Below are 22846 nucleotides of genomic sequence, written 5' to 3' on the forward strand. Positions count from 1 at the left end.
GGAGGTCATGCCCTCAGGTCGATAGCTCCTTGCGCACGACCTTGCCGGCGGGGTTGCGCGGAATGTCGCCGACGATGTGGATGTCTCTGGGCTGCTCGAAGCGAGAGACCTTGCCCTTCAGGTAATCCCGCAACGCCGACGCATCGATGCGGCTGTCCCGCCGCGGGACGACGAACGCGGCCAGCCGATGGCCGAACCGTTCGTCGGGGACGCCGATCACCGCATTGTCGGCGACGTCGGGGTGCTCGGCGAGCGCGTTCTCGACCGCGCGCGGATAGACGTTCTCCCCGCCGGAGATGATCATGTCGTCTTCGCGCCCGACGATGTAGAGCCGCCCCGCGTTATCGAGATAGCCCATGTCTCCCGTGCCGGTCATGTCGCCGAGAACGGCCCTGGCCTCCCCCACAACCGGGCCGCCGGTGTATCCCTCGCCGGCCAGCCCGCCGCCGACGAAGACGCGTCCGGTGACGCGCGGGCCGACGGGTCGGTCGTTCTTGTCGAAAATGCGCACCGGGCAGCCGGCGACGGGTTTTCCGACCGTTTCGGGAGCGTCCCGCAGGTCGGCCGGCGTCGCGAGGGCGCCGATGCCGACCTCGGTGGAGCCGTAGCCGTTGTAGAGGATGTCGCCGTAGGCGTCCATGAACCGTTGCCCGAGGGTGGGATCGAGCCGGTCCCCGCTGGAGAGCACCACCCGCAGGTACGGCAACGGGTTTCGCGCCCGCACCCGCTCGGGCAGGTCGAGGATGCGCGCGAGCACGACCGGAACCGCCGTGAAGGCGTCGGCGCGATGCAGCGACGCCTGCGCGAGCGCGGCTTCGGCATCGAAGTGGCGATGGGTCAGCACCGTGCCGCCGAGGGCCACCGTCAGCATCACCATGCCGAGCCCAAGCCCGTGAAACATCGGCATTGCCACCGAGATTCGCGACCCGGCAGGCAGGCGGGTGCGATCGAGGATCGTCACCCAGACGCCCACCGCCGAGCGCAGCCGGGGCGTGCGCGGCACGCCCTTGGGCTTGCCGGTGGTGCCCGACGTGAGCAGCACGATCCGGCCGGGCGCGGCCACCCCCGGTCCCAAGGGTCGCGAATCCCCTTCGGCCGCCTTGGCTTTCGCCGGGTCGACGACGACGACCGGCGCCTCGGCCTCGCGGGCGGCGGTTCGCACCCGCTCGGCGAATTCGTCGTCGGCGACCATCGTCGTGATCCGATGCGCGCTCAGCGCGGCCGCCAACGCGTCGGCGCGGAAGTCCGTGTTGACGAGCACAACGTCGGCGCCCGCCAGAGCCGCGGCGAAGAACGCCGTGACGAAGCCGCGTCCATTGCGGCACATGACCCCCACCGCGTGGCCGGGTCCAACCCCGGCGCGGGACAACTCGCGGGCAACGGATTCGGTCCCCGCCCGGAGCTCGCGGTAGCTCAGGGCGCCGTCGTCATCGACTATCGCGGCGCGGTCCGGCCACCGGGCCACCGTGACCGCCAACAGGGTGTAGGGATTCGTGCCGCACCGGCGCGCCTCGCGAATCAGCCGCAACCCCGCGGCCGGGGACGGCGGACTCAGCAGTCCGGAGCGCAGCAGAGCCCGGGCCGTCGTGGCGACCACCCCGCCGGTCGTCATCGTCGGGCCTCACGGCCATCGGAACCGGCGAACAGGCGGCGGTGCCACAGCCGCGCCGCGCGATCGGCGGGCCCGGCCAGTAGCACCGAGGCCAGCTCGGCCGGCCACACCCAGGGCGGCTCGTTCGCGCGGGGCCGCTCGATGACCGCTTTGGCGATCGCGTCGGCCGCCTCGTCCGCGGACAAGCCGGGAAGCCGGCCCAGAATCGGCGTGGGTGCGATCATCCGGGTTCGCACCAGCGCGAAGTAGACCGACGTGACGTCGACGCCGTCGGCGTGCAATTCCGGTGCCACGCTGCGCAGCCACAGATCGAAAGCCCCCTTGGAGGCCTGGTAGGCGCCCCATTGCGGACCGGGCACCACACGCACGCCGACGCTCGAAACGTTCACGATGTGCCCGCCGCCGCGCTCGCGCATGGCCGGCAGCAGGCCCAGCAGCAACCAGATCGGTCCTAGATAATTGATGTCGATGGTGCGCCGAAAGTCCTGCGGGCGGTCGTACTGGTGATGCAGCGAGCGGCGCAACGACTTGCCGGCGTTGCTCACGATGATGTCGGGCGGGCCGTGGTTCTCGCCGATCCGCTTCGTCAGCTCGCCGACGGCCGCCTCGTCGGTGAGATCGGTCGGGTAGGCGACGGCTCGACCGCCGCCCGCGGTGATCGCCGCCGCGAGGTCGTCCAACTTTTCGGCCGACCGGGCAACGACCAGCACGGTCGCCCCCGCGGCGGCCAATTTGCGGGCCGTGGCCTCGCCGATTCCGTAGGACGCGCCGGTCACCAGCGCGGTCTTGCCGGCAACGGCGCCGCGCAGCCTGTCGGGATCCGAGATCCGGGCCGGGTTGGCCAACCGGTCGGTGGCCGCGGCCAAGGGCCGCGCAAAGGCCTGTGCTATCGCGTTCACGCTCACTGTCGCATTCACTCCGAAGTGCTACTCGGGCTCGACCGTGTGCCTCGAATCGGGCTGCAGCCAGCAGACCACATCGGCGTCCGGTCCCGTCCGTCGGCCCGGCGTTGACACCCGGGTCCGAACGGCCGTAGTCTCGACCCGCTCGGTGGGGCGGACACGTTCTTTACGAGCCTGCAATAATTGCCAGAAAAATCACTGTTTAGGCAACCGTATGCATGGGCACTTTTGCGGCATGATCGCACGTCATCTCCCTCGTTTCCTTGGTCCTGCGGTGGTCGCGGCATGGGGCCTTAGCGCTTGGGCCCTTCCCGGTCCCGCCATTCCGTCCGCTTCGGCTCAGCCGTGCCCCGACGTGCAGGTGGTCTTCGCCCGCGGCACCGGCGAGCCCCCGGGCGTCGGCCCCACCGGCCAGGCCTTCGTGGACACCCTGCGCCCACGCATCGGCGCAAAGTCGCTCGACGTGTATCCGGTCAACTACCCCGCCAGCAACGACTGGGACACCGGCCTGGACGGCATCCGGGACGCCGGCGCCCACGTCCTGTCGATGGCCCACGACTGCCCCAACACCAAGATGGTCCTCGGCGGCTACTCCCAAGGCGCCGCCGTCATGGGCTTTGTCACCTCCGCCGCCGTCCCCGACGGAATCGACCCCGCGACCGTCCCCAGACCCCTCGACCCCGAAGTCGCCAACCACGTCTCGTCCGTCGTGCTCTTCGGCATGCCCAACCTCCGCGCAATGAACTTCCTCAACGAGCCCCCGGTCGCCATCGGCCCGCTCTACCAACCCAAGACCATCAAGGTCTGCGCGCCCGAGGACCCCGTCTGCTCCGACGGAATGAACTTCGCCGCACACGACACGTACGCCTCCGACGGCGCCATGGTCGACAAGGGCGCCGCCTTCGCCGCCAGCCGCCTCGGCGAAGGCCCCGGTACCCCCACGACGGTCGTCGCGTCCCCGGGCGGAGGCTTCGGCAGCTGAGCCGTCGAGCGCCGACCGAGGCGGTGGCCGCTCGACGATCCGGGCCCGGGCGCTCAGCCGGCGATGAAGCCTTTGTTGCGCATCAGGTGGTCCGCCAGGAACCCGTCGTGCGGGATTTCCGGTGCCGTATGGAAGGTCGGGTGCCGGCCGCGGTAGACGTTGCCGATGGTCGGTTCGGCGAGCAGGTCGTCGATCAACTCCTCGTCGCCCGTGATCGCGGTGACAACCAGCGAATGCCGCAGTGGCTCCAGGCCGGCGCCGCGCGACCACGGCGACACCCACACGCACGGAAACGGCAATTCGGCGTTGAGCTTGTCGACCTCGGGCTCGGCCAGCGCGTGCACAGCCGGACGCAGCGCGGCGTAGCCGTCCCCCAGGGCGGCGACCACCTGATCGGCGCCCAGCAACGGCGTCGTTCCCGCGGCCTTGACCGCAAGGTAGTCCGCCAGCGCCCGCGCCTTGTCGAGCGGTTGGGTGGGCAGGATCGCCCGCTCGTCCTCGGCGGGCAGCGGCCGGATCGTCGCCAACCGCTCGGCGATCGCGCGGGCTAACGGGGCGGGGTCACCCTCGTACAGCACCGCGGTGGCGTTGACACACGCCATTCCGCCCAGGTCGGCGATCGAGTCGACGACGAGGTCGATGTGGTCTCGCCAATCCCGGTCGGCCGTGATCAGGATCTTGGCGCGCCCCGGCCCGTTCACCGTCACCGTCGGATCGTCGGCGTACTTGTCCACCACGTCCTGGCCGCCGTACACCATCGCGAGGTCGGCCGACCGGATGATCTCGTCGGCGCCGCCGTGGTCGGTGGGCAAATAGACGGCGTCCTCGGGGCGAAATCCCGACTGGCGCAGGGCGTTCACCAGCCGGTGCGCGGTCAGCGGCTCGCGGCGCGACGGCCGCACCGCCACCCGGTAGCCCAGCGCGAGCGCCTGGGGCCACAACCCGTGCACGCCCGGGCCGTTGCCGGCCGCGTGCACCGCGAATACCTCGCCGCGCCGCACCCACACCGCGCCGCCGGTGCCGCTGCGCTGCTCGCGCCAGTCGAGCGCGGCGCCCGCCGGCCGGGCCGGTCGCACCGCATCGAATGCCGAGGCGACGGCGGTGGCCACGCCGCGCGCCCCGGCGCGGGTGACCGCGATCGGCAGCCCGGATATGCGGCTGGCCAGGCGCACATAGCCCTCGAAGTCCAGCCCGCCTATGACGGCGGTGGCGAAGGCGTCGGCCGCGCCGGCGAGCGCCGCTTCGCGCCGGGCGAGCGGTAGCGGCCGGACCCTGCGTTGCGCGCTGATGGTCCGCGAAACATACAGCGGCGGAACGATACTCAGCTCGGCGACCGCGACGCCGACGGTGCTCATGATCACTTCGCGGTTGCGTGTCCGGTATTCGCCGCCCGCGCCGAGCGCGTCGAGGCACACCAAATCGGTTGTGACACCGAGGCGTTGGTGTCCCATCGTCAGTACACGCCTTCGATGACGGCCTCACCCTCGAAGGTGGTCACCGGCCGCACCTCGCTGACGGAATCGCTGAGCTGCCCGGCCGGTCCGGGCACCCGGATCGCCAGGTCGCGTTCCAGGTTGTTCGGTATGAACATTCCCTTGCTGATGTGGTTCATCACCACCCGGCCCCGCCGCCCGTAGGGCACTCGTTCGCCGGTGTCGGGATCGACCACCCAGAACACCACGTAGGGTGTCCGCGGGTCGAAGACGAAGGAGCCGCCGTCGGTGGTTCGGGTGACCGCCTGCGACAACACCATGGTGCTGCCGAAGGCCGCGGTGATCGTCGTGTCCGGGAAGATCTCGCGCAGCAGGTCGAGCGTGTCGGCATCCACATGCGCGCCGCTGAGCAACAGGTAGCGGATCTTGTCGTTCACCAAATCCACGACGTGGTCGTTGCGCGCGATGGCCTCGAGCACGGGCGGCGTCGTGTGCAGGTTGGCCACGTTCTGCGTCCGCAGGACGAAGACGGCCTGCTCGATGACGTGGTCGAGGTAGGCGGCCACTTCGGCGGCCGCGTTGCGCGCGGCGACCTTTTTCACCCAGCGGGGGTCGATGTCGATCGCGTGGAAGATCGCGCCCAGCCGCTCGGAGACCACGCGGGAGAAGTAGCCGACGCCGTGCGGGCCACCGGGCATCAGGCACAGGAAGCCCCGGCCTTGCGCGAAGCCACCCGCGGCGAAATCCTCGGTTTGCCAGTCGACGACCTGCGCGACCCAATCCGGCATCTGCACAGTCCGTTTCGGAGCGCCGGTGGTGCCGCCCGATTCGAATATCCGGGGCACCGGCGGCCGGGATCCCGGGGATCCATATCCCCGGGGAATGAGATCTTCGACCGGCACGCCGCGCAGCTCGTTGACGAGGTTGGGAAACAAGCGCAGGTCCGCGAAGGTCTTGACGTCGGTCAACGGATCGAAGCCCAGGGTCCGGACGGTCCGCAGCCAGAACGCGCAGCCGGTGTCCGCGCCGAAGTGCCAGGCGATCGCCGCGCGCAGGTAGGCCTCGGGGTCTTCGACCGGCACCGCCCTGGGGACGTCCAACAGCGAAAAATCGCCCATGCCGTCGATCCTGGCGGATACCCGACGGGCCCGCCAGGCACGCCCGGGCCCGCCGCGGCATACAGAGGTTGAACGCTGGCCCACCCTCCGGCGAATTGCCCGCGACACCAACGCCATCCTGGTGCAGAGCCGAAGGCGAAAGCACCCGCGACGACGGCGCGGAAGATCGATGCGTTACATCGCCTTGGAGGAAGCGTTTTTCATTCCGGAGATGGACGGCGCCGGCATCGACATCCAGGTGTTGTCCCTGACGGTCCCGGGCATGCAGGTCGGCATCGGCGCCTAGTCGATGTGGTAGTGCGGCCCGACGTCATTGTCAGGCCAGGGCAGGCTCGGGTCCACCCGGAAGCATTCCTCCAGCGGCGCGGCTTCGCCCAGGACACGGCCGTCACTGATCGGCCCTCCGGGTTGCTCGTGACATCGCTGCCAGGATCCGTTGGGCTGAACCGGAAAGTCGCAATACGATTCGAAAGGGGCGGTGGACTGACACCCCGCCGATGCCGCGGGTGCCAGCCCGACGCCCACGCCCACCAGTCCGCCGACCATTGCCGATGCCGCAAGTCCCGCCATCACGCTTTTCATTGATGGAGGTTACGACACTGGTTCTCAGCGTGCCACTCGAGTGACGCGTCAGAAGGTGGCACAGCCGCCGAAGATCCTCCGCCGCCGCGAGTGCGTCGACGAGCCGGGTTCGACTTGTCGGTGCCCTGAATTAGCCTGATAGTCGTGGCTGGGTTTTCTGGCACACCACGAACCCGATACGCCAGTTGTGGCGACACGGACATCGCCTACCAAGTGTTCGGCGATGGGCCGATCGACCTGCTGCTGCTTCCCGGGCCCTCGATTCCGATCGACTCGGTCGACGCCGAGCCGTCGATGTACCGCTTTCATCGACGGCTGGCGTCGTTCGCAAGGGTGATCCGGCTCGACCAGCGCGGGATCGGGCTGTCGTCCCGCGTTCCCTCGGTGGACGTGATCGGGCCGAAATTCTGGGCCAAGGACGTCATCGGGGTCATGAACGCCGTGGGATGCGAGCGCGCGACGATTGTGGCACCAGGCTTCACCTCGATGACCGGGCTCGTGCTGGCGGCCGAGTACCCCGAACGGGTGAGCAGCTTGGTGATCATCAACGGCGCCGCCCGCACCTTGTACGCCCCGGACTACCCGATGGGCGCCCAGATCGACACCCTCGACCCGTACACGACCATCGCGGTCGACCCGGACGCCGTCGATCAGGGCTTCGACATGCTGGGCATCATCGCGCCCAGCGTCGCCCGCGACGACGCGTTCCGCACCTGGTGGGACACGGCCGGCAACCGCGCCGCCTCGCCCAGCATGGCCCGCGCAATGATCATGACGATCCGGCAGGCCGACGTGCGCGACACGCTGCCGCGCATCACCGCCCCGACGCTGATCTTGCATCGCACCGACTCCGGCTTCACCCCCGTCGCGCACGGTCATTACCTCGCCGAGCGCATCGCCGGGTCGCAGTTGGTGGAGCTACCGGGCGAAGACACCCTGTACTGGGTCGGCAACACCGGGCCGATGCTCGACGAGATCGAGGAGTTCATCACCGGCGTGCGCGGCGGCTCCGATGCCGAGCGGCTGCTCACCACGATCGTGTTCACCGACATCGTCGGCTCCACCGAGCGCGCCGCCGAGCTCGGCGACGATCGGTGGCGTGACCTGTTGGACAACCACGACACCCTCGTGCGCCACGCACTCCAGCGATTCGGTGGGCGCGAAGTCAACACGGCCGGAGACGGATTCGTCGCGACCTTCAGCAGCCCGAGCGCGGCGATCGCCTGCGCCGACGCCATCGTCGACGCGGTACGCGTGCTCGGCATCGAGGTGCGGGTGGGCATCCACGCGGGCGAAGTCGAGGTGCGCGGCGCCTCGAAAAGTGACGTCGCGGGCATGGCCGTGCACATCGGTGCGCGCGTCGCGGCACTGGCGGGCCCCAGCGAGGTCCTGGTGTCCTCGACGGTGCGTGACATCGTCACCGGATCGCGCCACCGGTTCGATGACCGCGGCGAAAGCGCGCTCAAGGGCGTGCCGGGCCAGTGGCGATTGTGCGCCCTGGTACGCGAGCGCGCGGTCGTCAAGCGTTAACGAAGGCCACATTTTGGGCGGGTCGAGGCGCCGGACCGCTCGGCGTAGGCTGCCTTTCAGGGACCGCCGACGCCGCGGCTCCCCGTTCGATTTCGGTGTACAGCTTGGTTTTTGATCGAAGGAGTATGCGTGACCGACGTGCACATCTCGCTGCCGCCCGCGTTACGCCGAGCGCTGGATCTGCTTGCTGATCCACCGGCGGATCCGGACGTGACCAAGGGCTATCTCGACCTGCTCGGCCCCGGATCGGACGGGCCGGACGCCGTCGCGAAAAACACCGGCCCGATACAGGCGGCGTGGGCATCACCGATCGGGTCGATGCTCTACGACAACGCCCAGGCCCTCTCGCGCCGGCTGGTCGGCGCATGGCAAACGCCCATCGAGTGGTTGAACATCCCACCGGGCGGCGTGGCGCTGGACGTCGGGTCGGGCCCGGGCAACGTCACCGCGTCGCTGGCACGCGCGGCCGGGCCGGATGGACTGGCCCTGGGCGTCGACATCTCCGAGCCCATGCTGGCACGCGCCGTGCGCAACGAGGCGGGGCCACAGGTCGGCTTCATCAGGGCCGACGCACAACGGCTTCCGCTGCGCGACGACACCGTCGACGCGGTGGTCTCCACCGCCGTGCTGCAACTGATTCCCAACCCGGCGGCCGCGCTCGCCGAGATGGCGCGGGTGCTGCGACCGGGCGGAAGGCTGGCCATCATGGTCCCCACCGTCGGGCGTGCCGCCCGGATTTGGCAGAAACTGCCGAATGTCGGGGCGCATGTGTTCGACGACGACGAAATCGGCGACATCCTGGAACGCAACGGATTCGTCAGCGTGCGGGTCAAGAACCACGGCACGTTGCAGTGGGTGCGCGGCAAAAAGGGCTGAGTGTCAGTCCCTTTTTAAAGCCGGATGGCTGCGCGCCAGCACCGGCAACAGCAGTTCGGGCGGCGCGACCCGGAAGAAGGCGGCGGCGATCCGGTTGACGCGACCCGGGACGACGACGGCCTTGCCGGTCGCAAGCCCCTCGATTCCCGCCCGCGCCACCTTGTCGGCGGGAATCCACATCACACGCGGCAGGGCCGATTCGGCCTCCTCCTTGGAGAAGCCGGCGGCCTCGCCAAATCCGGTGTCCACCGGCCCCGGACACAGCGCGGTCGCGCTGACGCCGGTGCCGCGCAGTTCACCGCGCAAGCTGTGCGTGTAGGACAACACGAACGCCTTGGCGGCGCCGTACGCCGCCTGACCCGGTAGGGGACCGAACCCGGCAATCGACGCTACGTTCAGCACGGCGCCCCGATGCCGGTCGACCATTCCCGGCAGGAACCGGCTGCACAGATCCACCACGGCGGCCACATCGACCTCGATCAGGTTGACTTCGTGCTCGGGAACGGATTTGGCGACCAATCCGAGCGTGGAGAACCCGGCGTTGTTGACCAGGATGTCGGGGACCAGGCCGAGAGCCGCGACGCGGTCCACCAGGCCGGCCCGCGCGGTTCGGTCAGACAGGTCCGCCGGCAGCGGGTGCGCTTGCGGGCCCAGCCGCCCGGCGAGCGCTTCGAGGCGGTCGGCGCTGCGGGCCACCAGCACCACCCGATAGCCGCGCCGGGAAAGTATTTCGGCGAACTGTTCGCCGATGCCCGACGACGCGCCGGTGACGATGGCAGCGCGGTCGGCGCCTGGCGGCGGAAGGGTCATGCTAGCCCCCGTCGACGGCTTGGGCGAGCGCGGCGAGCCGGTCCATCGATTCGCGCAGCATCTCGGGCGTCGTGGAACGGGCTCTGGCCAGCCGGGTACTGTCGGTCAGCGCCGTCCAGTCGTAGGTGTGGGTCACGCTGGTGAGCGTCGCGTTGATCGGGCTGAGTTCCCAGCGCCAGAGGTGGCCGGGCGGCTGCCTTTTGGGCTCCGCCGGGCGCCAGGCGATCTTGCTGCCTTCGATGAATTCCACGACGTGGTTCTCCCGGACGGCACCGTTGGTCAACGTCGTTGTGAACACGTCACCGATCCGGTGGACGCGCTGCCCCGGAGCGGACGACGCGAGGTTGTTGTTGCCGTCCCAGCTCGGCTGGCGGGACGGGTCGGCGATCAGTTCGAAAATCCTGTCAGCGCTGGCGGACATCACGCGGGTGGCGCTCACGATGCGTTCTGGGGGTTCGGCTTCCATGTCATTATCCAAGCACGCCGCCCGCGGGTGGGCGCGGGAGTGACCTTGGGCCGAGGAGTTGAGGACCTTTGGCCGTCGAAGCGTTGCCCGCGGGGTGCCATCGTGGTCTTGCCGGGGATGACCCGGTGGCCTGTCCGAAGTGCACCAAGCCCATTTTTGGGTGAGGCCTAACGGCCTGCTTGACCCACCGTCAGAAGACGGGGATCTGCCCTTCGGACAGGCCTTTAACAGCGCCGTCAGCAGCGCTCGACACCCCTGCGCATGATTCGCGCGTCGGATCGTACGTGACGAGGCCTGCTCCCCAGCACGGCCTGTAACGCGCCGCAGGCGCGCGCCTTGATTGGGGCCACCACGTCGCGGTTTGTCGGGTTTTGGTTGATCCAGGCCTGCAGTGTTGCCATGGTTTTGAAATCCCTTGTCCGTTCGGCCGGTGAGCCGACTCATTGAATTGCACCGCGGCCGTTTTACGGGCGTGCCGCGCCGCGGTAAACGTCGCGAAAAGTGGTGTTGTGGCGTGAGGCACATGCCCGGTACTGCGGACCAACGCATCACAAACCTGTTGTTATTCCCCCGCGGCGCTATCCACGCGTATCAGGCCTTCGACGCGGCGCGCTCGACGTCGAGAAGCTGCTCACCGCGGCGCTCCTCGTCGTAGGCCTTGCGGCCGCCCCGCAGTCCGAACAGCCGTTTCGAGAACAGCAGGTACAGCACGGCGGCCACATTGATCGTGAAGGTGACCACGCGGGTCATCGTGATGCCCTTGAGCAGGTCATGGACCTCCAGCGGCAGGAAGACCGAGGTGGCCACCACCGCGAAGTACTCGCCCCAGCGCTTGAGCAACCACAAGCCGGCGCCCTCGACGACCTCGAGCAGCGCGTAGGCGGCCAGCATCAAGGTCAGCAGGGCCAACGTCGACGGCTTGGCGGCCAGCGCCTTTTCCAGCTCCTGCACCGCCGTCATCTGATCGACCTTGAATCCGGCGGCGCGGAAGATCGGCAGGTCGCGGTCCAGGGTGGCCTGGATGGCTCCCCGCGCGCCGCGAAACTTCCACACCGCGTACGCCGCGATCGCGATCACCACCGCCCTGAACAGGCGCTCGACTGCGAGAGTGCGGATGATGAAGGCCTGGCGTAATGCCTTGCCGCGCAGGATCATCGGCGCGTTGTCGGCGCGACCGCCGGCGCGCGGCTCGCCCACGATGAATTCGCCGCAGCGCAGGCAGCGCCACGCTTCGCCCAGCGCGGTGGTCCCGCTGAGCCGGTCGGCGAGTGCCTTCTCGTCGGGCGCATAGGTGGCGTGTCCGGCGAAAGCGCAGGTGACCAATTCCCAACGGTTGATGCCGCGATCTCGGTGCATGGCCGCCTGCGCTCCTTGGACATTGGGACGTGCCGATCATTCAGTGCGGGCGGCGACGAACGCAAGGGGACGCGCGCTGCGGCGACCGGAACCGTTCGGAAAGGTTTGCCAAAGTTTCAGATCAGCCCGCCCGAACTTTTCGGGTCGCCGCGTGTAGCCAGCAAAGACGGGATCCGACGCGCCTCCGCTTTGCCCGGCCACAACGTTGCTGGCTTGCGGTTTCGCGGGTACCTTGAGGCCGAAGTGGTCACCAATGACCGGCACCCCTCGATGAGTTGAAGGATGACGATGCTGGCCACAGACGGGCCCGTTGCCACAACGTCGACGAGAGCACGGGCGCGGCGGCTCACGCTGATCCGTTCGGCGCTGATCACCGCGACGTTCATCGCCCCGGCGATGGGGGTCCGGATCGCCGGGCCGCGTCTGGACCCCGTCGCCGCCCTGCTGGTCTTCGGGGCCGCGGTGGTGGCGGCCAGTTTCCTGCTGGCGTGGGCCGCCGAGGCCGCCCAGATCGACGTCTCCGGCGGGCTGGCGATCGCGGTACTCGCATTGGTCGCGGTCCTGCCCGAGTACGCCGTCGACCTCTACTACGCGTACGTGTCCGGCCACAACGCGGATTACACGCAGTACGCGGCCGCCAACATGACCGGGTCCAACCGGTTGCTGATGGGCCTGGGCTGGCCGGTCGTGGTGTTGGTCAGCATCGTCGTGGCGCGGAAGGCCGGCGCCGGCAAACCCGCCGGCTTGGCGCTGGAGCCCGCCAATCGGGTCGAACTCGGGTTCCTGCTGATTGCCGGTGTGGTCGCGTTCGTCATTCCGGCGAGCGGCGAAATCCACCTTGCGCTGGGGCTGGCGCTGCTGGCCTGGTTCGGCTTCTACCTCTACAAGGTCGGTCACGGCGAGGTGGAGGAGCCCGAGCTCATCGGCACCGCCGCCGCGCTCGGGGAGCTGCCCGACCGCGGCCGGCGCGTCGCCGTTGTCGGTCTCTTCGTCGCTTCGGGCGCCGTGATACTGCTGTGCGCCAAGCCCTTTGCCGACAACCTGGTCGCCGCGGGTACGGAGCTGGGCGTCGACCGGTTCCTGCTGGTTCAGTGGCTTGCCCCGCTGGCCTCCGAGGCCCCCGAGTTCATCATCGCCGTCATCTTCGCCACCCGCGGCAAGGGCACCGCGGCCATCGCCACGCTGATCTCCTCCAAGGTCAACCAGTGGACGCTGCTGATCGGGTCGCTGCCGGTCGCCCACCTGCTCGGCGGCGGCGGATCCTCCCTGGCGCTCGACTCCCGCCAGATCGAGGAAGTGCTGCTCACGGCCACCCAGACCCTGATGGGCGTCGCGCTGATCCTGGGGCTGCGGTTCCGGCGGGCCGCCGCGTGGGCGCTGCTCGGCTTGTTCGTCGTCCAATTCCCGATGGTCTCGACGCACGGACGGCTGGCGCTCTGCGGGATCTACACGGCGGTGGCCGCCGCGGGGCTGATCAGCAACCGCCGCTACCTGATTGCCACCGTGCGGGCACCGTTCGTCGGGACGGCGATCCGTCACGGCGGTCACCCCCATGCCGAGGACGGCGCCTGACTCGCGGGGTGGTGGCGCCGTATAACATCCCGATTTGACCAGCAAGCCCACGGATTTGGAGCGCCAATGACCCGGGAAGTGTTGACCGTCATCGGCGTGGGCGGCATGGGACAGGCGATCGCCCGGCGGCTGGGCTCCGGCAAGACAGTGCTGCTGGCCGACCACGACGACGAGACGCTGGCGTCGGTCACCGAATCGCTGGCCGCGGACGGCCATTACGTCGAAAGCCGTAGCGTCGACGTCGCGTCGCCCGGATCCGTGCGCAAGCTCGCCGAGCACGCGGCTTCGCTCGGCGCCGTCACACGGGTGGCACACACCGCGGGGCTGTCCCCATCGCAGGCGTCGGCCGAGGCGATCCTGGCCGTGGACCTCGTGGGCACCGCACTGGTGCTGGACGAATTCGGCGAAGTTGTCGCGCCGGGCGGCGCGGGCGTCGTCATCGCCAGCATGGCCGGGCACATCTTCCCGACGCTGACCGCCGAGCAGGAACACGCGTTGGCTCATACCCCGGCGCACGAACTGCTAGAGCTCGGGTTCGTCAGCCCGAAGAAGGTCACCGAGCCAAGCATCGCTTACGGAATCGCCAAGCAGGCCAATCACATTCGGGTCCGCGCCGCCAGCGCGCACTGGGGCCGCAGGGGCGCACGCGTCAATTCGATCAGCCCCGGCATCATCTCAACGCCCATGGGTCGGCAGGAGTTCGCCTCTCCGGTTGGCGAGGGCATGCGAGCGATGGTCGCCATGTCCGCGACCGGCCGCGTCGGAACTCCCGACGATATCGCCTTGGCCACCGCGTTCCTGCTTGGCCCCGACGCGTCCTTCATCACCGGTACCGACCTGCTCGTCGACGGCGGCGTGATCGCGGCCATCAAAGCCGGAAGCTCCGGCGGGTAAGCGATCTCGCCCGTAAGGTTCGTCGGGTCTGTTCGCGCGGTCGTGGTCACGTGTGTCACATGCGTCGCGGCGTGGCGGGCACATGCTCTTGTGCCCACCTTCGAGCGACAAACGAGGGCGGCTGTCGCGCTGAGGTGGGCACATCGTCGTATGCCGGCCAGCCAGTTACCGATGTGACACATGGGAATTGGCGCGCGACCTCGGCCCACCGCGCGCCGGCCGGGGCGACACGACCCGCAGCGCGGGCAAACCGTTAGGCCTCAGACGAGGTAGTAGAGGTCGGCGTGCTGGGCGCGTTCGGGTGCGCCCGTAAACGGCTCTTGAGAATCAGCCTGAAACTAAGTGGAAAGCGGCCGGCCATACCTATGCTGAGCAGATGCCGCAACGCGTGTTGCGTGACCGCCTCATCGAACTCGAAGTTCCGGGCGAGGACGAGGCGCGCGGGCGGGCGCTGCGAAAGACCGTCCCCAGGCGCTCCCTCGCCCGATTGACCCCGTCGGGGCGAACGGCGACGGAAATTCTCGTCGCTCAAAATGCCGGCCGGCTACCCGAACTCGTCCCGTTGCGGTTCGCCCGGATGCTCGCCGACCCCTTCTCGTTCTACCGAGGCTCGGCGGCGGTCATGGCCGCCGACCTGGCCGCCAGCCCGACGAGCGGGATCGAGGTCATGTGCTGCGGCGACGCGCACGTGTCGAACTTCGGCCTGTACGCCGCCCCACACCGGTCAATCGTCTTTGACCTGAACGATTTTGACGAAGCCGCCGTGGCGCCCGCGGAGTGGGACGTCAAGCGCCTGATCACCAGCGCGATCATCGGGGGCCGCCATGGCGGCCATTCCGCCAAGGCCGTCCGCCGTTGCGTCGAAGAGGCCCTGGCGGGCTACCAGACCAGCCTGGAGGCGATGCTCGAGGAGATGGACGTTCTGACCCGCTACTACCTGCGGGTGGAACCGGAGCGCTACGCGGGCAACGTGTCCAAGGGCCTGCAGGCGGTGATCCGGAAGACGACCTCCCGGGCGCGCACCCGCACGTCGGCGCGAGTCTTCAAGCAGATCACGGAGATTGGGCCCGACGGAACCCCGCGCCTGCGGGAATCGCCCCCGGTGCTGCAGCACGTTGACGAGGCCACCGAAGCGCCGTTGGTGGAGTCGGTTCAGGAGTATCTGGCCGCGGTCCCGGCCGACGTCGCGCTGCTGCTGTCGCACTTTCGCATCACGGACGTCGCGCTGCGGGTGGTCGGCGTGGGCAGCGTCGGCACCCGGTGCTACCTGGTCATTCTGGTGGGCCCCGACGGCACGCCGCTGATCCTGCAGATCAAGGAGGCCACCCGGTCGGTGCTCGACGAATACGGCGGTTGGCCCCAACCGGACACGCTGACCGCGGCCATCCAGGCCAACGGCCAGGGCGTGCGCGTCACCGACGGCCAGCGCATCCTGCAGGCGATGTCGGACGTGTTCCTCGGGACGACACGCAAGGACGGGCGCGACTACTACGTCCGTCAGTTCCACGACATGAAGGGCACCGTCGACACCGAAGGCATGTCCGCCTCCACGTTCCGCGAATACGTCGTTGCCTGTGCGGTGCTGCTGGCGCGGGCGCACTCGCAGAGCGCGAACGCGTCGATGCTGCGGGGATACGTCGGCACCAACGACACCGTGCACGACGCGGTCGCCGAATGGTCGTACGCGTACGCCGACAAGTCGCTCGACGACTTTCATCAACTGCGGGCGGCGGCCGCGGCCGGCGACATCGAGGTGGCCGACGACCCCGCCCGATAGCGGCCGGTGCGGTGCAGCCACTCCCTGGGCCGCAGCCGCCAGGTGCGGCGGGCGTAGTCCAGCTCGGTGTAGGGCCATTGGGTCACGATGCGGCCGGTGGGCGAGCGGAAGTAGCTGTCGCACTGGGTCCAGACGGTGCGCTCGAGGTCCGCGGAAAGCTGGTCGTTGTAACGCTTTTCGGCTTCCGGGCGCACGTCGACGTATCCGCCCCGGCGCGCCACCCGACTCGTCGCGCTGGCCACCAGCCGCGCGCCGGCCTCGAGGATGTAGACGATCGAGTTGCCGCCCTGGTTGGTGTTGGGGCCGTAGAGCATGAAGAAGTTCGGGAAGCCGCCGACGGCCACGCCCAGGTAGGCGCTCGGGTCGTCTCCCCAGCGCTCGTGCAGCCGTTGCCCCCCGATGCCGATGACGTCGATGCCCGACAGGTAGCGCGACGTCTCGAACCCGGTGGCCAGCACGATCGCGTCGGCGTGGACCGCCTTGCCGGTCGCGGTGATCACCGACGTCTCGGCAATCCGCGCGATGGGGTCGGTGACCAGCTCGACGTTGGCTTCCTGCAGCGCCCGGTAATACTCGTCGCCCAGCAGCACGCGCTTGCAGCGGAACGGGTAGTCCGGCGTCAGCGCGCGGCGCAGCCACTCGTCGGCCACGGTGCGCTCCAGAAACGACGTCGCGATGTGCGTGCGCGCGGCCACCACAGGGTCGTCGGCGAAGGTCGCCGTGTTGTCGTGCTGGAATTTCCAGATCTGCCAACGGGTGCGGCGCGCCGCCAGGGGATCGCGCCGAAACCGCACCAATTCGGTTGCGCTGTAGGGTCGGTCGTCCTTGGGCACCATCCACGGCGGGGTTCGCTGGAACACGGTCACGCGTTCGGCGACCCTCGCCAATTCGGGAACCACCTGCACCCCGCTGGCGCCGGTGCCGATCACCGCCACCTTCTTGCCCGCCAGCCCGATGCCGTGATCCCACTGCGCGGTGTGCATGAGCGGGCCGCCGAAGTCGGCGAGGCCCTCGATGTCGGGCAGCCTCGGCGATCCGAACAGTCCGGCGGCGCAGACGATGACGTCGGCGGTCAGGGTGGCTGGGGTCCCGGCGCCGTCCAGCTGGCAGTCCCAGCTCCAGGTGTCCGCGTTCCAGCGGACCGAGCGCACGCGGGTGTTGAGCATGAGGTGGCGGCGCAGATCGAAATCGTCGGCCACCGATTCGAGGTAGGCCAGGATCTCGGGCTGCCGAGCGTAGGTGCGGCTCCAGGACTTGTTGGGCGCGAACGAAAATGAATACAGATGGCTTTGGATATCGCACGCGGCGCCGGGATAGGTGTTGCGCCGCCAGGTGCCCCCGACGCCGTCACCGCCCTCGATGATCACCAGGTCGTCGATGCCGGCGCGGCGCAGCGCCACCGCCGCGCCGAGACCGCCGAAGCCCGCGCCGATGATCGCCACCCTCGGGGAGCGTCGGCGTCGCGTCGCCGCCCGCAGCCGACCGACCGCATAGCGCCGACGGGCCCGTCGGCTCGTCACGGCCCGGTCCCCGCACCGCGGACCTCGAGCCCCTCGAGGTCCCCCTGTGCCCGCCATGCCGCCAAGATGTCGGCGTATTCGGTTGGGGTACCGAAGAAGAAGCTGCCCTGCCGGGTCCTGGCGTCCGCCTTCCCCTCCCGGTTGTAGTAGCCGGGGGTGCAGGTCTTCGCGCGCGCGGCGGTGGCGGCCGACCGCGCCACCACCGTGTCCACCCACGCGGCTTCGGCTCCAGGTGACGCCTCGACTTCGGTGACGCCTTGCTCAAGTGCACGCGCAATGATCCACGCGGCGTGGCTCGCCTGCACGTCCAGCAGGTAGGGGAAATTGACCGTGAGCCCCGCCTGGGCGATGCTTTCGATGAAGCAGTTCGGAAAACCGTTGGTGCACAGGCCCTGGAACGTGCGCACACCGTCGCGCCACCGGTCGGTCAGCGTGACGCCGTCGCGGCCGATCAGCTCGAACCCGGTCCGCCGACAGTAGTCGGTGCCGACCTCGAAACCGGTTGCGAAGATGAGGCAGTCCAGCTCGTGGGCCACCCCGTCGACGACCGCGCCGGTCTCGGTGATGCGCTCCACTCCGCGACCGCGGGTGTCGACCAGCGTGACGTTGTCGCGGTTGAACGTCTGCAGATACGCGTCGTGGAAGCAGGGCCGCTTGCAGAAGTAGCCGTACCAGGGTTTGAGCGCCTCCGCGGTGGCGCGGTCGGCGACGATCTCGTCGACCCGGGCCCGGATCTCCTCCATCTTGGCGAAGTCGGCGAGTTCGACGTCGCGAGCCGGTGAATCGGTGGTGTCGTGACGCATGACCGGAAGCTTGCGGGTGATGCTCGTCCAGGCATCGGCGACGAGATCCTCCTCGGCCCGCCCACCGGCGGTGAGGATCTGGAAGTTCTCTATGCGCTCGCGCTGCCAGCCCGGCCGTAATGCGTTGACCCACTGCGGATCCGTGGGCCGGTTGTCCCGCACGTCCACCGACGATGGCGTGCGCTGGAAGACGTAGAGGTGCCTCGCCGCCGCGGCCAGGTGCGGCACGCACTGCACCGCGGTCGCGCCCGTGCCGATGATGCCGACGCGCTGACCGGCCAGGTTCTCCAGCTTCTCGCCGGTGTAGCCATAGTCCCACCGGCTGGTGTGAAACGTCTTTCCCCGGAAGGTGCCGATCCCGGGGATGCCGGGCAGCTTGGGCTTCGCTTGATACCCGTTGGCCATGGAGACGAACCTGGCCCGCATCTCGTCACCCCGGTTTGTCCGGATGATCCAGCGGGAACTTTCGGCCTCCCAACGGATCTCGTGGACATCGGTCTGCAGGCACGCGTCGCGGTACAGGTCGTAGTGCTCGGCGATGGCCCGGCAGTGCGCGAAGATCTCGGCCCCCTGGGCGTATTTTTCGGTGGGGACGTAACCGAGCTCCTCCAACAGCGGCATATACACATAGGATTCGACGTCGCAGGCGATCCCCGGATACCGGTTCCAGTACCAGGTGCCACCCACGTCGGCCGCCCGGTCGATCAACCGGACGCTGTCGACCCCGAGTTGGCGGAGCCGCGCGCCCGTCAACAACCCGCCGAAACCGGCGCCGATGATCGCCACGTCGACCTGATCGGTGAGGGGCTCGCGGGCGAACGCCCCGTCCACCCAGGGGTCGTCGGCGAACCGGGCGAAAGCACCCGCGATCTCCACGTACTGCGCGATGCCGTCGGGCCGCAATCGCAGCGCGCGCTCTTCGGCGTATTTCCGTCGCAGCGCCTCGACGTCGAACGTCGCGCCAACGGTCTCGGTCACGGCATCGACTCCCTGTTCGTGACCCGACTATATAATCAATCGCTTGATCATATCAAGGGCGCGCCGCCTTGTCGGCGCCGAGCCCGCGGCGAGGGCCCCGAGACTGCGCTCAGCGCGCCGATTTTGGCCCGACCGGCGCGCTGAGCGCAGTCTCGGCGGCTGCAGATCCCAACAGCGTCCCCCTGATCAGCTTCTTCGCCGAGTCCAGCGCCGCGTGGTATTCCTCCGGCGGCAGCGAGGCGCCCAGCTCGGTCAGGCCGTAGATCAGTGAGTAGACGGCCTCAACAGCGCCCCCGTCAGCGCTCCCGACGATGCCCTCGATGATGTCGCGGAACGCCGTGAATCCCGCGGGGTCATCAAAGGCGACCGCGCTTTCGGCCCGGATCGCCCACTCGAAAGCGGCGAGGTCGGGGTATTCGCGCATCAATTGGCCCGATTCGTCGAGCACCGCTTCGATTCGGTCGATGACATCGCCGGGGCCGCCGGCGGCCCGGCGCAGCCGCGGCAACGCCACCTCGGTTCTGGCCGCGACCGCCGCCTTGATCAGCTCCGACTTGTTCGGAAAATAGTTGTACAGGCTGGCGCTGGTCACCTTCGCCGTGCGGGCGATCTCGCGGATGGTCGCCCGCGAGTACCCCACCGTGGCGACGCAGCGCATGGTGGCGGCGACGATCCGCTGGCGGGTCTCCTCGCCGCTGGCGCCGACCGGGCGGCCTAGCTGCGACCTTCCCATCGTTGTCCTCACTGGTGCGTCCTGTCGTCGAATATAATCGGATGATCAATTACTTCTGGCTTGCGGCGCGGACGTGGGCGGCGCGTCGACCAGCGACCGGCCGCGGGCATGGCGCGCCGTGAACGCCGCGCCGTCTCAATTGGGCCGCCCGGCGGGCGCCACCGGTGAGCAGACCCGCGCCCGAATCCTCACCGCGGCCATGCGCTGCGTGGCGGAAGTGGGGTATTCGCGGGCGACCATCCGCGAGATCGCCAAGGCCGCCGACATGACCAGCGGCAGCCTGTATCACTACTTTCCGAACAAGTCCGAGTTGCTCAAAGCGACCGTCGGCGAAATCGACGAGATCGCGTCGCCGCGGCTGCGGTCCGCCGCGGCGCGAGCCCATGACGTCGCCGATCGCCTTGAGGCGGTGTTGGACGAGTCGGCCCAATTGATGCGCGATTATCCCTACCTGGCCGCGTTCGATCGCGCGATGCGCGCCGAAAGCGCCGCGCACCTGCGCGACGGCAGGCCGCGGTACCCAGGACTAATAGCGTTGCGCGACATAATAACTGACATCGTCGAGGACGCCCGGTCGCGGGGAGCGCTGCCACCCGACACCAACCCGCGCGCCGCCGTCAACGCAATCTACGCATTGACGCGCGGCCTGACGGAACAGGCGGCCAACCTGGCACCGGCGGCCTACGCGGCCACGCTGGGCTCGGCCAAGGAATTGATCCGGGGCACCCTTTTCGCGCCGCAAGCGAGTCGCCCACCGTCCACGGCGACGGCGGATTAGCCGTCACCGTGGCGAGCGCGTTCATCGCGCAACCGCTCGAGGCCGGCGACGATGGGCCGCAACCCGGATGCGAACTCCTCCTCCAGCGGAACGGGGAGATCGTCGGCGATAATTACGACCGGGTCAATCCCCCTGATAGCAAGGACGTCTCGCCATGCTGCTTCCCCTGGCCCCCGAGCCCTATACCCCTGCGACCGATCGCGACATGCTTCCCTCCGAGCGCCGCGAGTTCGTCCGCACGCATCGCACCTGCGTGTTCGGTTACCGACGGCGCAACGACGGCCCGGCCATGTCGGTGGTCTACTACATCCCCACCGACACCGACGAACTGCTGGTGTCCACCATGGCCGGCCGTGGCAAAGCCCGCGTCGTCCAGCGCGACGGCAAGGTCAGCCTGTGCGTCCTCGACGAGCGGTGGCCCTTCGCCTACCTGCAGGTCTACGCCGACGCGACGCTCGACGTCGACCGCGACCTCGCGGTCGACGTCATGATGGCGGTCGCCGGCCGCATGTCCGGCCAACCGCTCGGCGAGGAGGCGCGGCCCCACATTCAAGCGATGTCCGAGCGCGAGAACCGCGTGGTCATCCGCTGCCGGCCCTACGCCAGCTACGCGACACCGCCGCGCCACCTGCACCGCAACGACCAGGTCGAGCGACTCTCCCATTGGGTTTCCGGCGTGGTCGCGTGGGACGCGGACGATCCGTCATGACCGGGCGTGGCGGTCACGCAGTTTGATCAGCGTCGCCTCGATGCCCGCCGCGTTGGCCTTCCGGAAGCCCATCCGTTCGTAGTACTTCAACGTGTTTTTGATCGCGCCGGCGTCGCGGTAATCGAACGTCTCCGTGACCCGCGTCAGTGTCGGTGACAGCGACTCGAATTCCCACCGCCAGCGGTGGCCCACCGGATGGCGCCATTCGACCACTTCGTTCGGTTTCAACGCCGTCACCGTGCTCGTGATGCGGTAGGGCACGCCCAACATCTTCATGTTCGTCGAAAACTTGGACCCGACAGCCAGTTTCGCCGGCATCCTGATGTTGTCGCGGACGGTGCCCGACCCGTCCAGCTCGTGGTGCCGCCGGGGATCGGCGGCCAGCGCGTACAGCTCCGCGGCCGGTGCGGCCACGTCGACCGACCGGCTCACCTGTCGCGGCCCGGCGTCAACAACGGTCACAGTCACGACGTCTCCCTCCTGTTGCCGGCGAGGTCGACGCTACGCTTCGCCGAAGTGACAGCAGGTGGCCGGGATCCAGGCGTTGATCGAGGTTGGCGAGAAAGGAATTTCAGGAACCGATGAACCAATCAATCTCGGGGAAGGTGGCGTTGATCACCGGCGCCGCGCGAGGGCAGGGCCGGGCGCACGCGGTACGGCTCAGCGCCGAAGGCGCCGACATCATCGCGGTTGACATCGCCGGCCCGCTGCCGCCCAGCGTTCCCTACGACTCCCCGACACCCGGCGACCTGGCCGAGACGGCACGACTCGTCAACGCCAACGGCAGAAAGGCCGTCATGCAGGCCGTCGACATCCGCGAGCTTGACGCGCTCACGGCCGCCGTCGACCGCGCGGTGGGCGAACTGGGCCGCCTCGACATCATCGTCGCCAACGCCGGGATCTGCAGCCCGGCGCCCTGGGATCAAATCACCCCGCAGGCGTTTCGCGACACGATCGACACCAACGTGGTCGGCACCTGGAACACCGTGATGGCCGGCGCTCCTCACATCATCGACGGCGGCCGGGGCGGATCGATCATCCTCATCGGATCCGCCGCCGGCATCAGGATGCAGTCATTCATGGTCCACTACACGGCGAGCAAACACGCCGTCGTCGGCATGGCTCGCGCGTTCGCCGCGGAACTCGGCCGGCACAACATCCGCGTCAACAGCCTGAACCCGGGCGCGGTCGCCACCCCGATGGGCACCGGCCGGATGCGGGAAGCGCTGCACGCGGCCGCCGACAGCTACCCCCACCTGCGGGGCATGCACCAACCGCTGCTACCCGAGGGCATCGCCCAGCCCGAGGACATCGCCGACGCCGTCGCCTGGCTGGCGTCCGACCAATCCAGATTGGTTACCGCCACCCAGGTTTCCGTCGATATCGGCGTGGGCTACGTCTGATCCCACCGCCGC

The 22846-nt window shown here is 68.9% G+C and carries 21 protein-coding genes; 9 read left to right on the plus strand and 12 right to left on the minus strand.

All coding sequences use genetic code 11. The annotated features are described in order from the left end of the window. Window positions 1-13: 13 nt before the first annotated feature. Both G6N25_RS09255 and G6N25_RS09260 read right to left on the minus strand, forming a co-directional pair. Window positions 14-1612 (minus strand): AMP-binding protein, encoded by a 1599-nt coding sequence (locus G6N25_RS09255; RefSeq protein ID WP_083072969.1) that lies wholly within the window; start codon window positions 1610-1612, stop codon window positions 14-16. Next, window positions 1609-2511 (minus strand): SDR family NAD(P)-dependent oxidoreductase, encoded by a 903-nt coding sequence (locus tag G6N25_RS09260; protein WP_083073094.1) that lies wholly within the window; start codon window positions 2509-2511, stop codon window positions 1609-1611. The genes G6N25_RS09255 and G6N25_RS09260 overlap by 4 nt, the downstream gene beginning before the upstream one ends. 238 nt (window positions 2512-2749) lie before the next feature. On the opposite strand from G6N25_RS09260, the gene G6N25_RS09265 reads away from it, so the two are divergent. Next, window positions 2750-3496: a cutinase family protein gene (locus tag G6N25_RS09265; RefSeq protein ID WP_083072970.1), complete on the plus strand. Its 747-nt coding sequence runs from the start codon at window positions 2750-2752 to the stop codon at window positions 3494-3496. Window positions 3497-3549: 53 nt separating this feature from the next. Here G6N25_RS09265 and G6N25_RS09270 read toward each other — a convergent pair whose 3' ends face one another. From G6N25_RS09270 to G6N25_RS09280, 3 genes are all read right to left on the minus strand, one after another. Continuing rightward, window positions 3550-4914 (minus strand): aldehyde dehydrogenase family protein, encoded by a 1365-nt coding sequence (locus G6N25_RS09270; RefSeq protein WP_083073095.1) that lies wholly within the window; start codon window positions 4912-4914, stop codon window positions 3550-3552. 35 nt (window positions 4915-4949) lie between these two features. Beyond that, window positions 4950-6047, minus strand: coding sequence for an acyl-CoA synthetase family protein (locus G6N25_RS09275; protein WP_083072971.1), 1098 nt, complete (start codon window positions 6045-6047; stop codon window positions 4950-4952). A 282-nt stretch (window positions 6048-6329) separates the two neighbouring features. Beyond that, window positions 6330-6629: a CDGP domain-containing protein gene (locus G6N25_RS09280; protein ID WP_142272510.1), complete on the minus strand. Its 300-nt coding sequence runs from the start codon at window positions 6627-6629 to the stop codon at window positions 6330-6332. Between the two features lie 144 nt (window positions 6630-6773). Here G6N25_RS09280 and G6N25_RS09285 point away from each other — a divergent pair, with 144 nt between their 5' ends. Together G6N25_RS09285 and G6N25_RS09290 are read left to right on the plus strand one after the other, a co-directional pair. Next, window positions 6774-8159 carry an adenylate/guanylate cyclase domain-containing protein gene (locus tag G6N25_RS09285; protein WP_083072973.1) on the plus strand — a complete coding sequence of 462 codons (1386 nt, stop codon included), beginning with the start codon at window positions 6774-6776 and terminating at the stop codon, window positions 8157-8159. A gap of 129 nt (window positions 8160-8288) precedes the next feature. After that, window positions 8289-9035: a methyltransferase domain-containing protein gene (locus tag G6N25_RS09290; protein WP_083072974.1), complete on the plus strand. Its 747-nt coding sequence runs from the start codon at window positions 8289-8291 to the stop codon at window positions 9033-9035. Window positions 9036-9038: 3 nt separating this feature from the next. Here the strand turns inward: G6N25_RS09290 and G6N25_RS09295 are convergent, their stop codons facing one another. The 3 genes from G6N25_RS09295 to G6N25_RS09305 all read right to left on the minus strand — a co-directional run bounded on the left by G6N25_RS09295 (window position 9039) and on the right by G6N25_RS09305 (window position 11667). Continuing rightward, on the minus strand, window positions 9039-9845 hold the full coding sequence (locus G6N25_RS09295) for an SDR family NAD(P)-dependent oxidoreductase (RefSeq protein WP_083072975.1): 807 nt from the start codon (window positions 9843-9845) through the stop codon (window positions 9039-9041). A gap of 1 nt (window position 9846) precedes the next feature. After that, on the minus strand, window positions 9847-10311 hold the full coding sequence (locus G6N25_RS09300; RefSeq protein WP_083072976.1) for an SRPBCC family protein: 465 nt from the start codon (window positions 10309-10311) through the stop codon (window positions 9847-9849). 591 nt (window positions 10312-10902) lie between these two features. Further along, window positions 10903-11667 (minus strand): DUF2127 domain-containing protein, encoded by a 765-nt coding sequence (locus G6N25_RS09305; protein WP_083072977.1) that lies wholly within the window; start codon window positions 11665-11667, stop codon window positions 10903-10905. A gap of 288 nt (window positions 11668-11955) precedes the next feature. Here G6N25_RS09305 and G6N25_RS09310 point away from each other — a divergent pair, with 288 nt between their 5' ends. The 3 genes from G6N25_RS09310 to G6N25_RS09320 all read left to right on the plus strand — a co-directional run bounded on the left by G6N25_RS09310 (window position 11956) and on the right by G6N25_RS09320 (window position 15910). Beyond that, entirely contained in the window at window positions 11956-13239 is a 1284-nt protein-coding gene (locus G6N25_RS09310) for a sodium:proton exchanger (protein WP_372506892.1), read from the plus strand. A 66-nt stretch (window positions 13240-13305) separates the two neighbouring features. Continuing rightward, window positions 13306-14133, plus strand: coding sequence for an SDR family oxidoreductase (locus G6N25_RS09315; RefSeq protein WP_083072979.1), 828 nt, complete (start codon window positions 13306-13308; stop codon window positions 14131-14133). A gap of 376 nt (window positions 14134-14509) precedes the next feature. Then, a complete protein-coding gene (locus G6N25_RS09320) occupies window positions 14510-15910 on the plus strand; it encodes a DUF2252 domain-containing protein (RefSeq protein ID WP_083072980.1) in 1401 nt (466 codons plus the stop codon). Here G6N25_RS09320 and G6N25_RS09325 read toward each other — a convergent pair. The 3 genes from G6N25_RS09325 to G6N25_RS09335 all read right to left on the minus strand — a co-directional run bounded on the left by G6N25_RS09325 (window position 15850) and on the right by G6N25_RS09335 (window position 19944). Continuing rightward, window positions 15850-17430, minus strand: coding sequence for a flavin-containing monooxygenase (locus G6N25_RS09325; RefSeq protein ID WP_083072981.1), 1581 nt, complete (start codon window positions 17428-17430; stop codon window positions 15850-15852). The genes G6N25_RS09320 and G6N25_RS09325 overlap by 61 nt on opposite strands. Next, the gene (locus G6N25_RS09330; protein ID WP_083072982.1) at window positions 17427-19211 is read right to left on the minus strand and encodes a flavin-containing monooxygenase; all 1785 of its coding nucleotides are present in this window, start codon (window positions 19209-19211) and stop codon (window positions 17427-17429) included. Before G6N25_RS09330 ends, G6N25_RS09325 begins: the two co-directional genes overlap by 4 nt. A 109-nt stretch (window positions 19212-19320) precedes the next feature. Next, window positions 19321-19944 carry a TetR/AcrR family transcriptional regulator gene (locus G6N25_RS09335; protein WP_083072983.1) on the minus strand — a complete coding sequence of 208 codons (624 nt, stop codon included), beginning with the start codon at window positions 19942-19944 and terminating at the stop codon, window positions 19321-19323. A gap of 73 nt (window positions 19945-20017) precedes the next feature. Between G6N25_RS09335 and G6N25_RS09340 the strand changes: the two genes are divergently transcribed. Further along, window positions 20018-20722 carry a TetR/AcrR family transcriptional regulator gene (locus G6N25_RS09340; RefSeq protein WP_232065735.1) on the plus strand — a complete coding sequence of 235 codons (705 nt, stop codon included), beginning with the start codon at window positions 20018-20020 and terminating at the stop codon, window positions 20720-20722. A 154-nt stretch (window positions 20723-20876) separates the two neighbouring features. Beyond that, complete coding sequence (locus G6N25_RS09345) at window positions 20877-21431, plus strand: pyridoxamine 5'-phosphate oxidase family protein (RefSeq protein ID WP_083072984.1); 555 nt, start codon at window positions 20877-20879, stop codon at window positions 21429-21431. Here the strand turns inward: G6N25_RS09345 and G6N25_RS09350 are convergent. Continuing rightward, a complete protein-coding gene (locus G6N25_RS09350) occupies window positions 21426-21899 on the minus strand; it encodes an SRPBCC family protein (protein WP_083072985.1) in 474 nt (157 codons plus the stop codon). The genes G6N25_RS09345 and G6N25_RS09350 overlap by 6 nt on opposite strands. A 113-nt stretch (window positions 21900-22012) precedes the next feature. Here G6N25_RS09350 and G6N25_RS09355 point away from each other — a divergent pair, with 113 nt between their 5' ends. Then, complete coding sequence (locus G6N25_RS09355; protein WP_083072986.1) at window positions 22013-22834, plus strand: mycofactocin-coupled SDR family oxidoreductase; 822 nt, start codon at window positions 22013-22015, stop codon at window positions 22832-22834. Window positions 22835-22846 lie beyond the last annotated feature (12 nt).

Source organism: Mycobacterium heidelbergense, from assembly GCF_010730745.1.
GTDB lineage: Bacteria > Actinomycetota > Actinomycetes > Mycobacteriales > Mycobacteriaceae > Mycobacterium > Mycobacterium heidelbergense.

What these genes read in the sequence shown, in the direction of transcription:
- G6N25_RS09255 (WP_083072969.1), bottom strand. Translation starts at nt 1,612, where the DNA reads ATGACGACCGGCGGGGTGGTCGCCACGACGGCCCGGGCTCTGCTGCGC.
- G6N25_RS09265 (WP_083072970.1), top strand. Translation starts at nt 2,750, where the DNA reads ATGATCGCACGTCATCTCCCTCGTTTCCTTGGTCCTGCGGTGGTCGCG.
- G6N25_RS09275 (WP_083072971.1), bottom strand. Translation starts at nt 6,047, where the DNA reads ATGGGCGATTTTTCGCTGTTGGACGTCCCCAGGGCGGTGCCGGTCGAA.
- G6N25_RS09280 (WP_142272510.1), bottom strand. Translation starts at nt 6,629, where the DNA reads ATGAAAAGCGTGATGGCGGGACTTGCGGCATCGGCAATGGTCGGCGGA.
- G6N25_RS09295 (WP_083072975.1), bottom strand. Translation starts at nt 9,845, where the DNA reads ATGACCCTTCCGCCGCCAGGCGCCGACCGCGCTGCCATCGTCACCGGC.
- G6N25_RS09300 (WP_083072976.1), bottom strand. Translation starts at nt 10,311, where the DNA reads ATGGAAGCCGAACCCCCAGAACGCATCGTGAGCGCCACCCGCGTGATG.
- G6N25_RS09305 (WP_083072977.1), bottom strand. Translation starts at nt 11,667, where the DNA reads ATGCACCGAGATCGCGGCATCAACCGTTGGGAATTGGTCACCTGCGCT.
- G6N25_RS09310 (WP_372506892.1), top strand. Translation starts at nt 11,956, where the DNA reads ATGCTGGCCACAGACGGGCCCGTTGCCACAACGTCGACGAGAGCACGG.
- G6N25_RS09315 (WP_083072979.1), top strand. Translation starts at nt 13,306, where the DNA reads ATGACCCGGGAAGTGTTGACCGTCATCGGCGTGGGCGGCATGGGACAG.
- G6N25_RS09320 (WP_083072980.1), top strand. Translation starts at nt 14,510, where the DNA reads ATGCCGCAACGCGTGTTGCGTGACCGCCTCATCGAACTCGAAGTTCCG.
- G6N25_RS09335 (WP_083072983.1), bottom strand. Translation starts at nt 19,944, where the DNA reads ATGGGAAGGTCGCAGCTAGGCCGCCCGGTCGGCGCCAGCGGCGAGGAG.
- G6N25_RS09345 (WP_083072984.1), top strand. Translation starts at nt 20,877, where the DNA reads ATGCTGCTTCCCCTGGCCCCCGAGCCCTATACCCCTGCGACCGATCGC.
- G6N25_RS09355 (WP_083072986.1), top strand. Translation starts at nt 22,013, where the DNA reads ATGAACCAATCAATCTCGGGGAAGGTGGCGTTGATCACCGGCGCCGCG.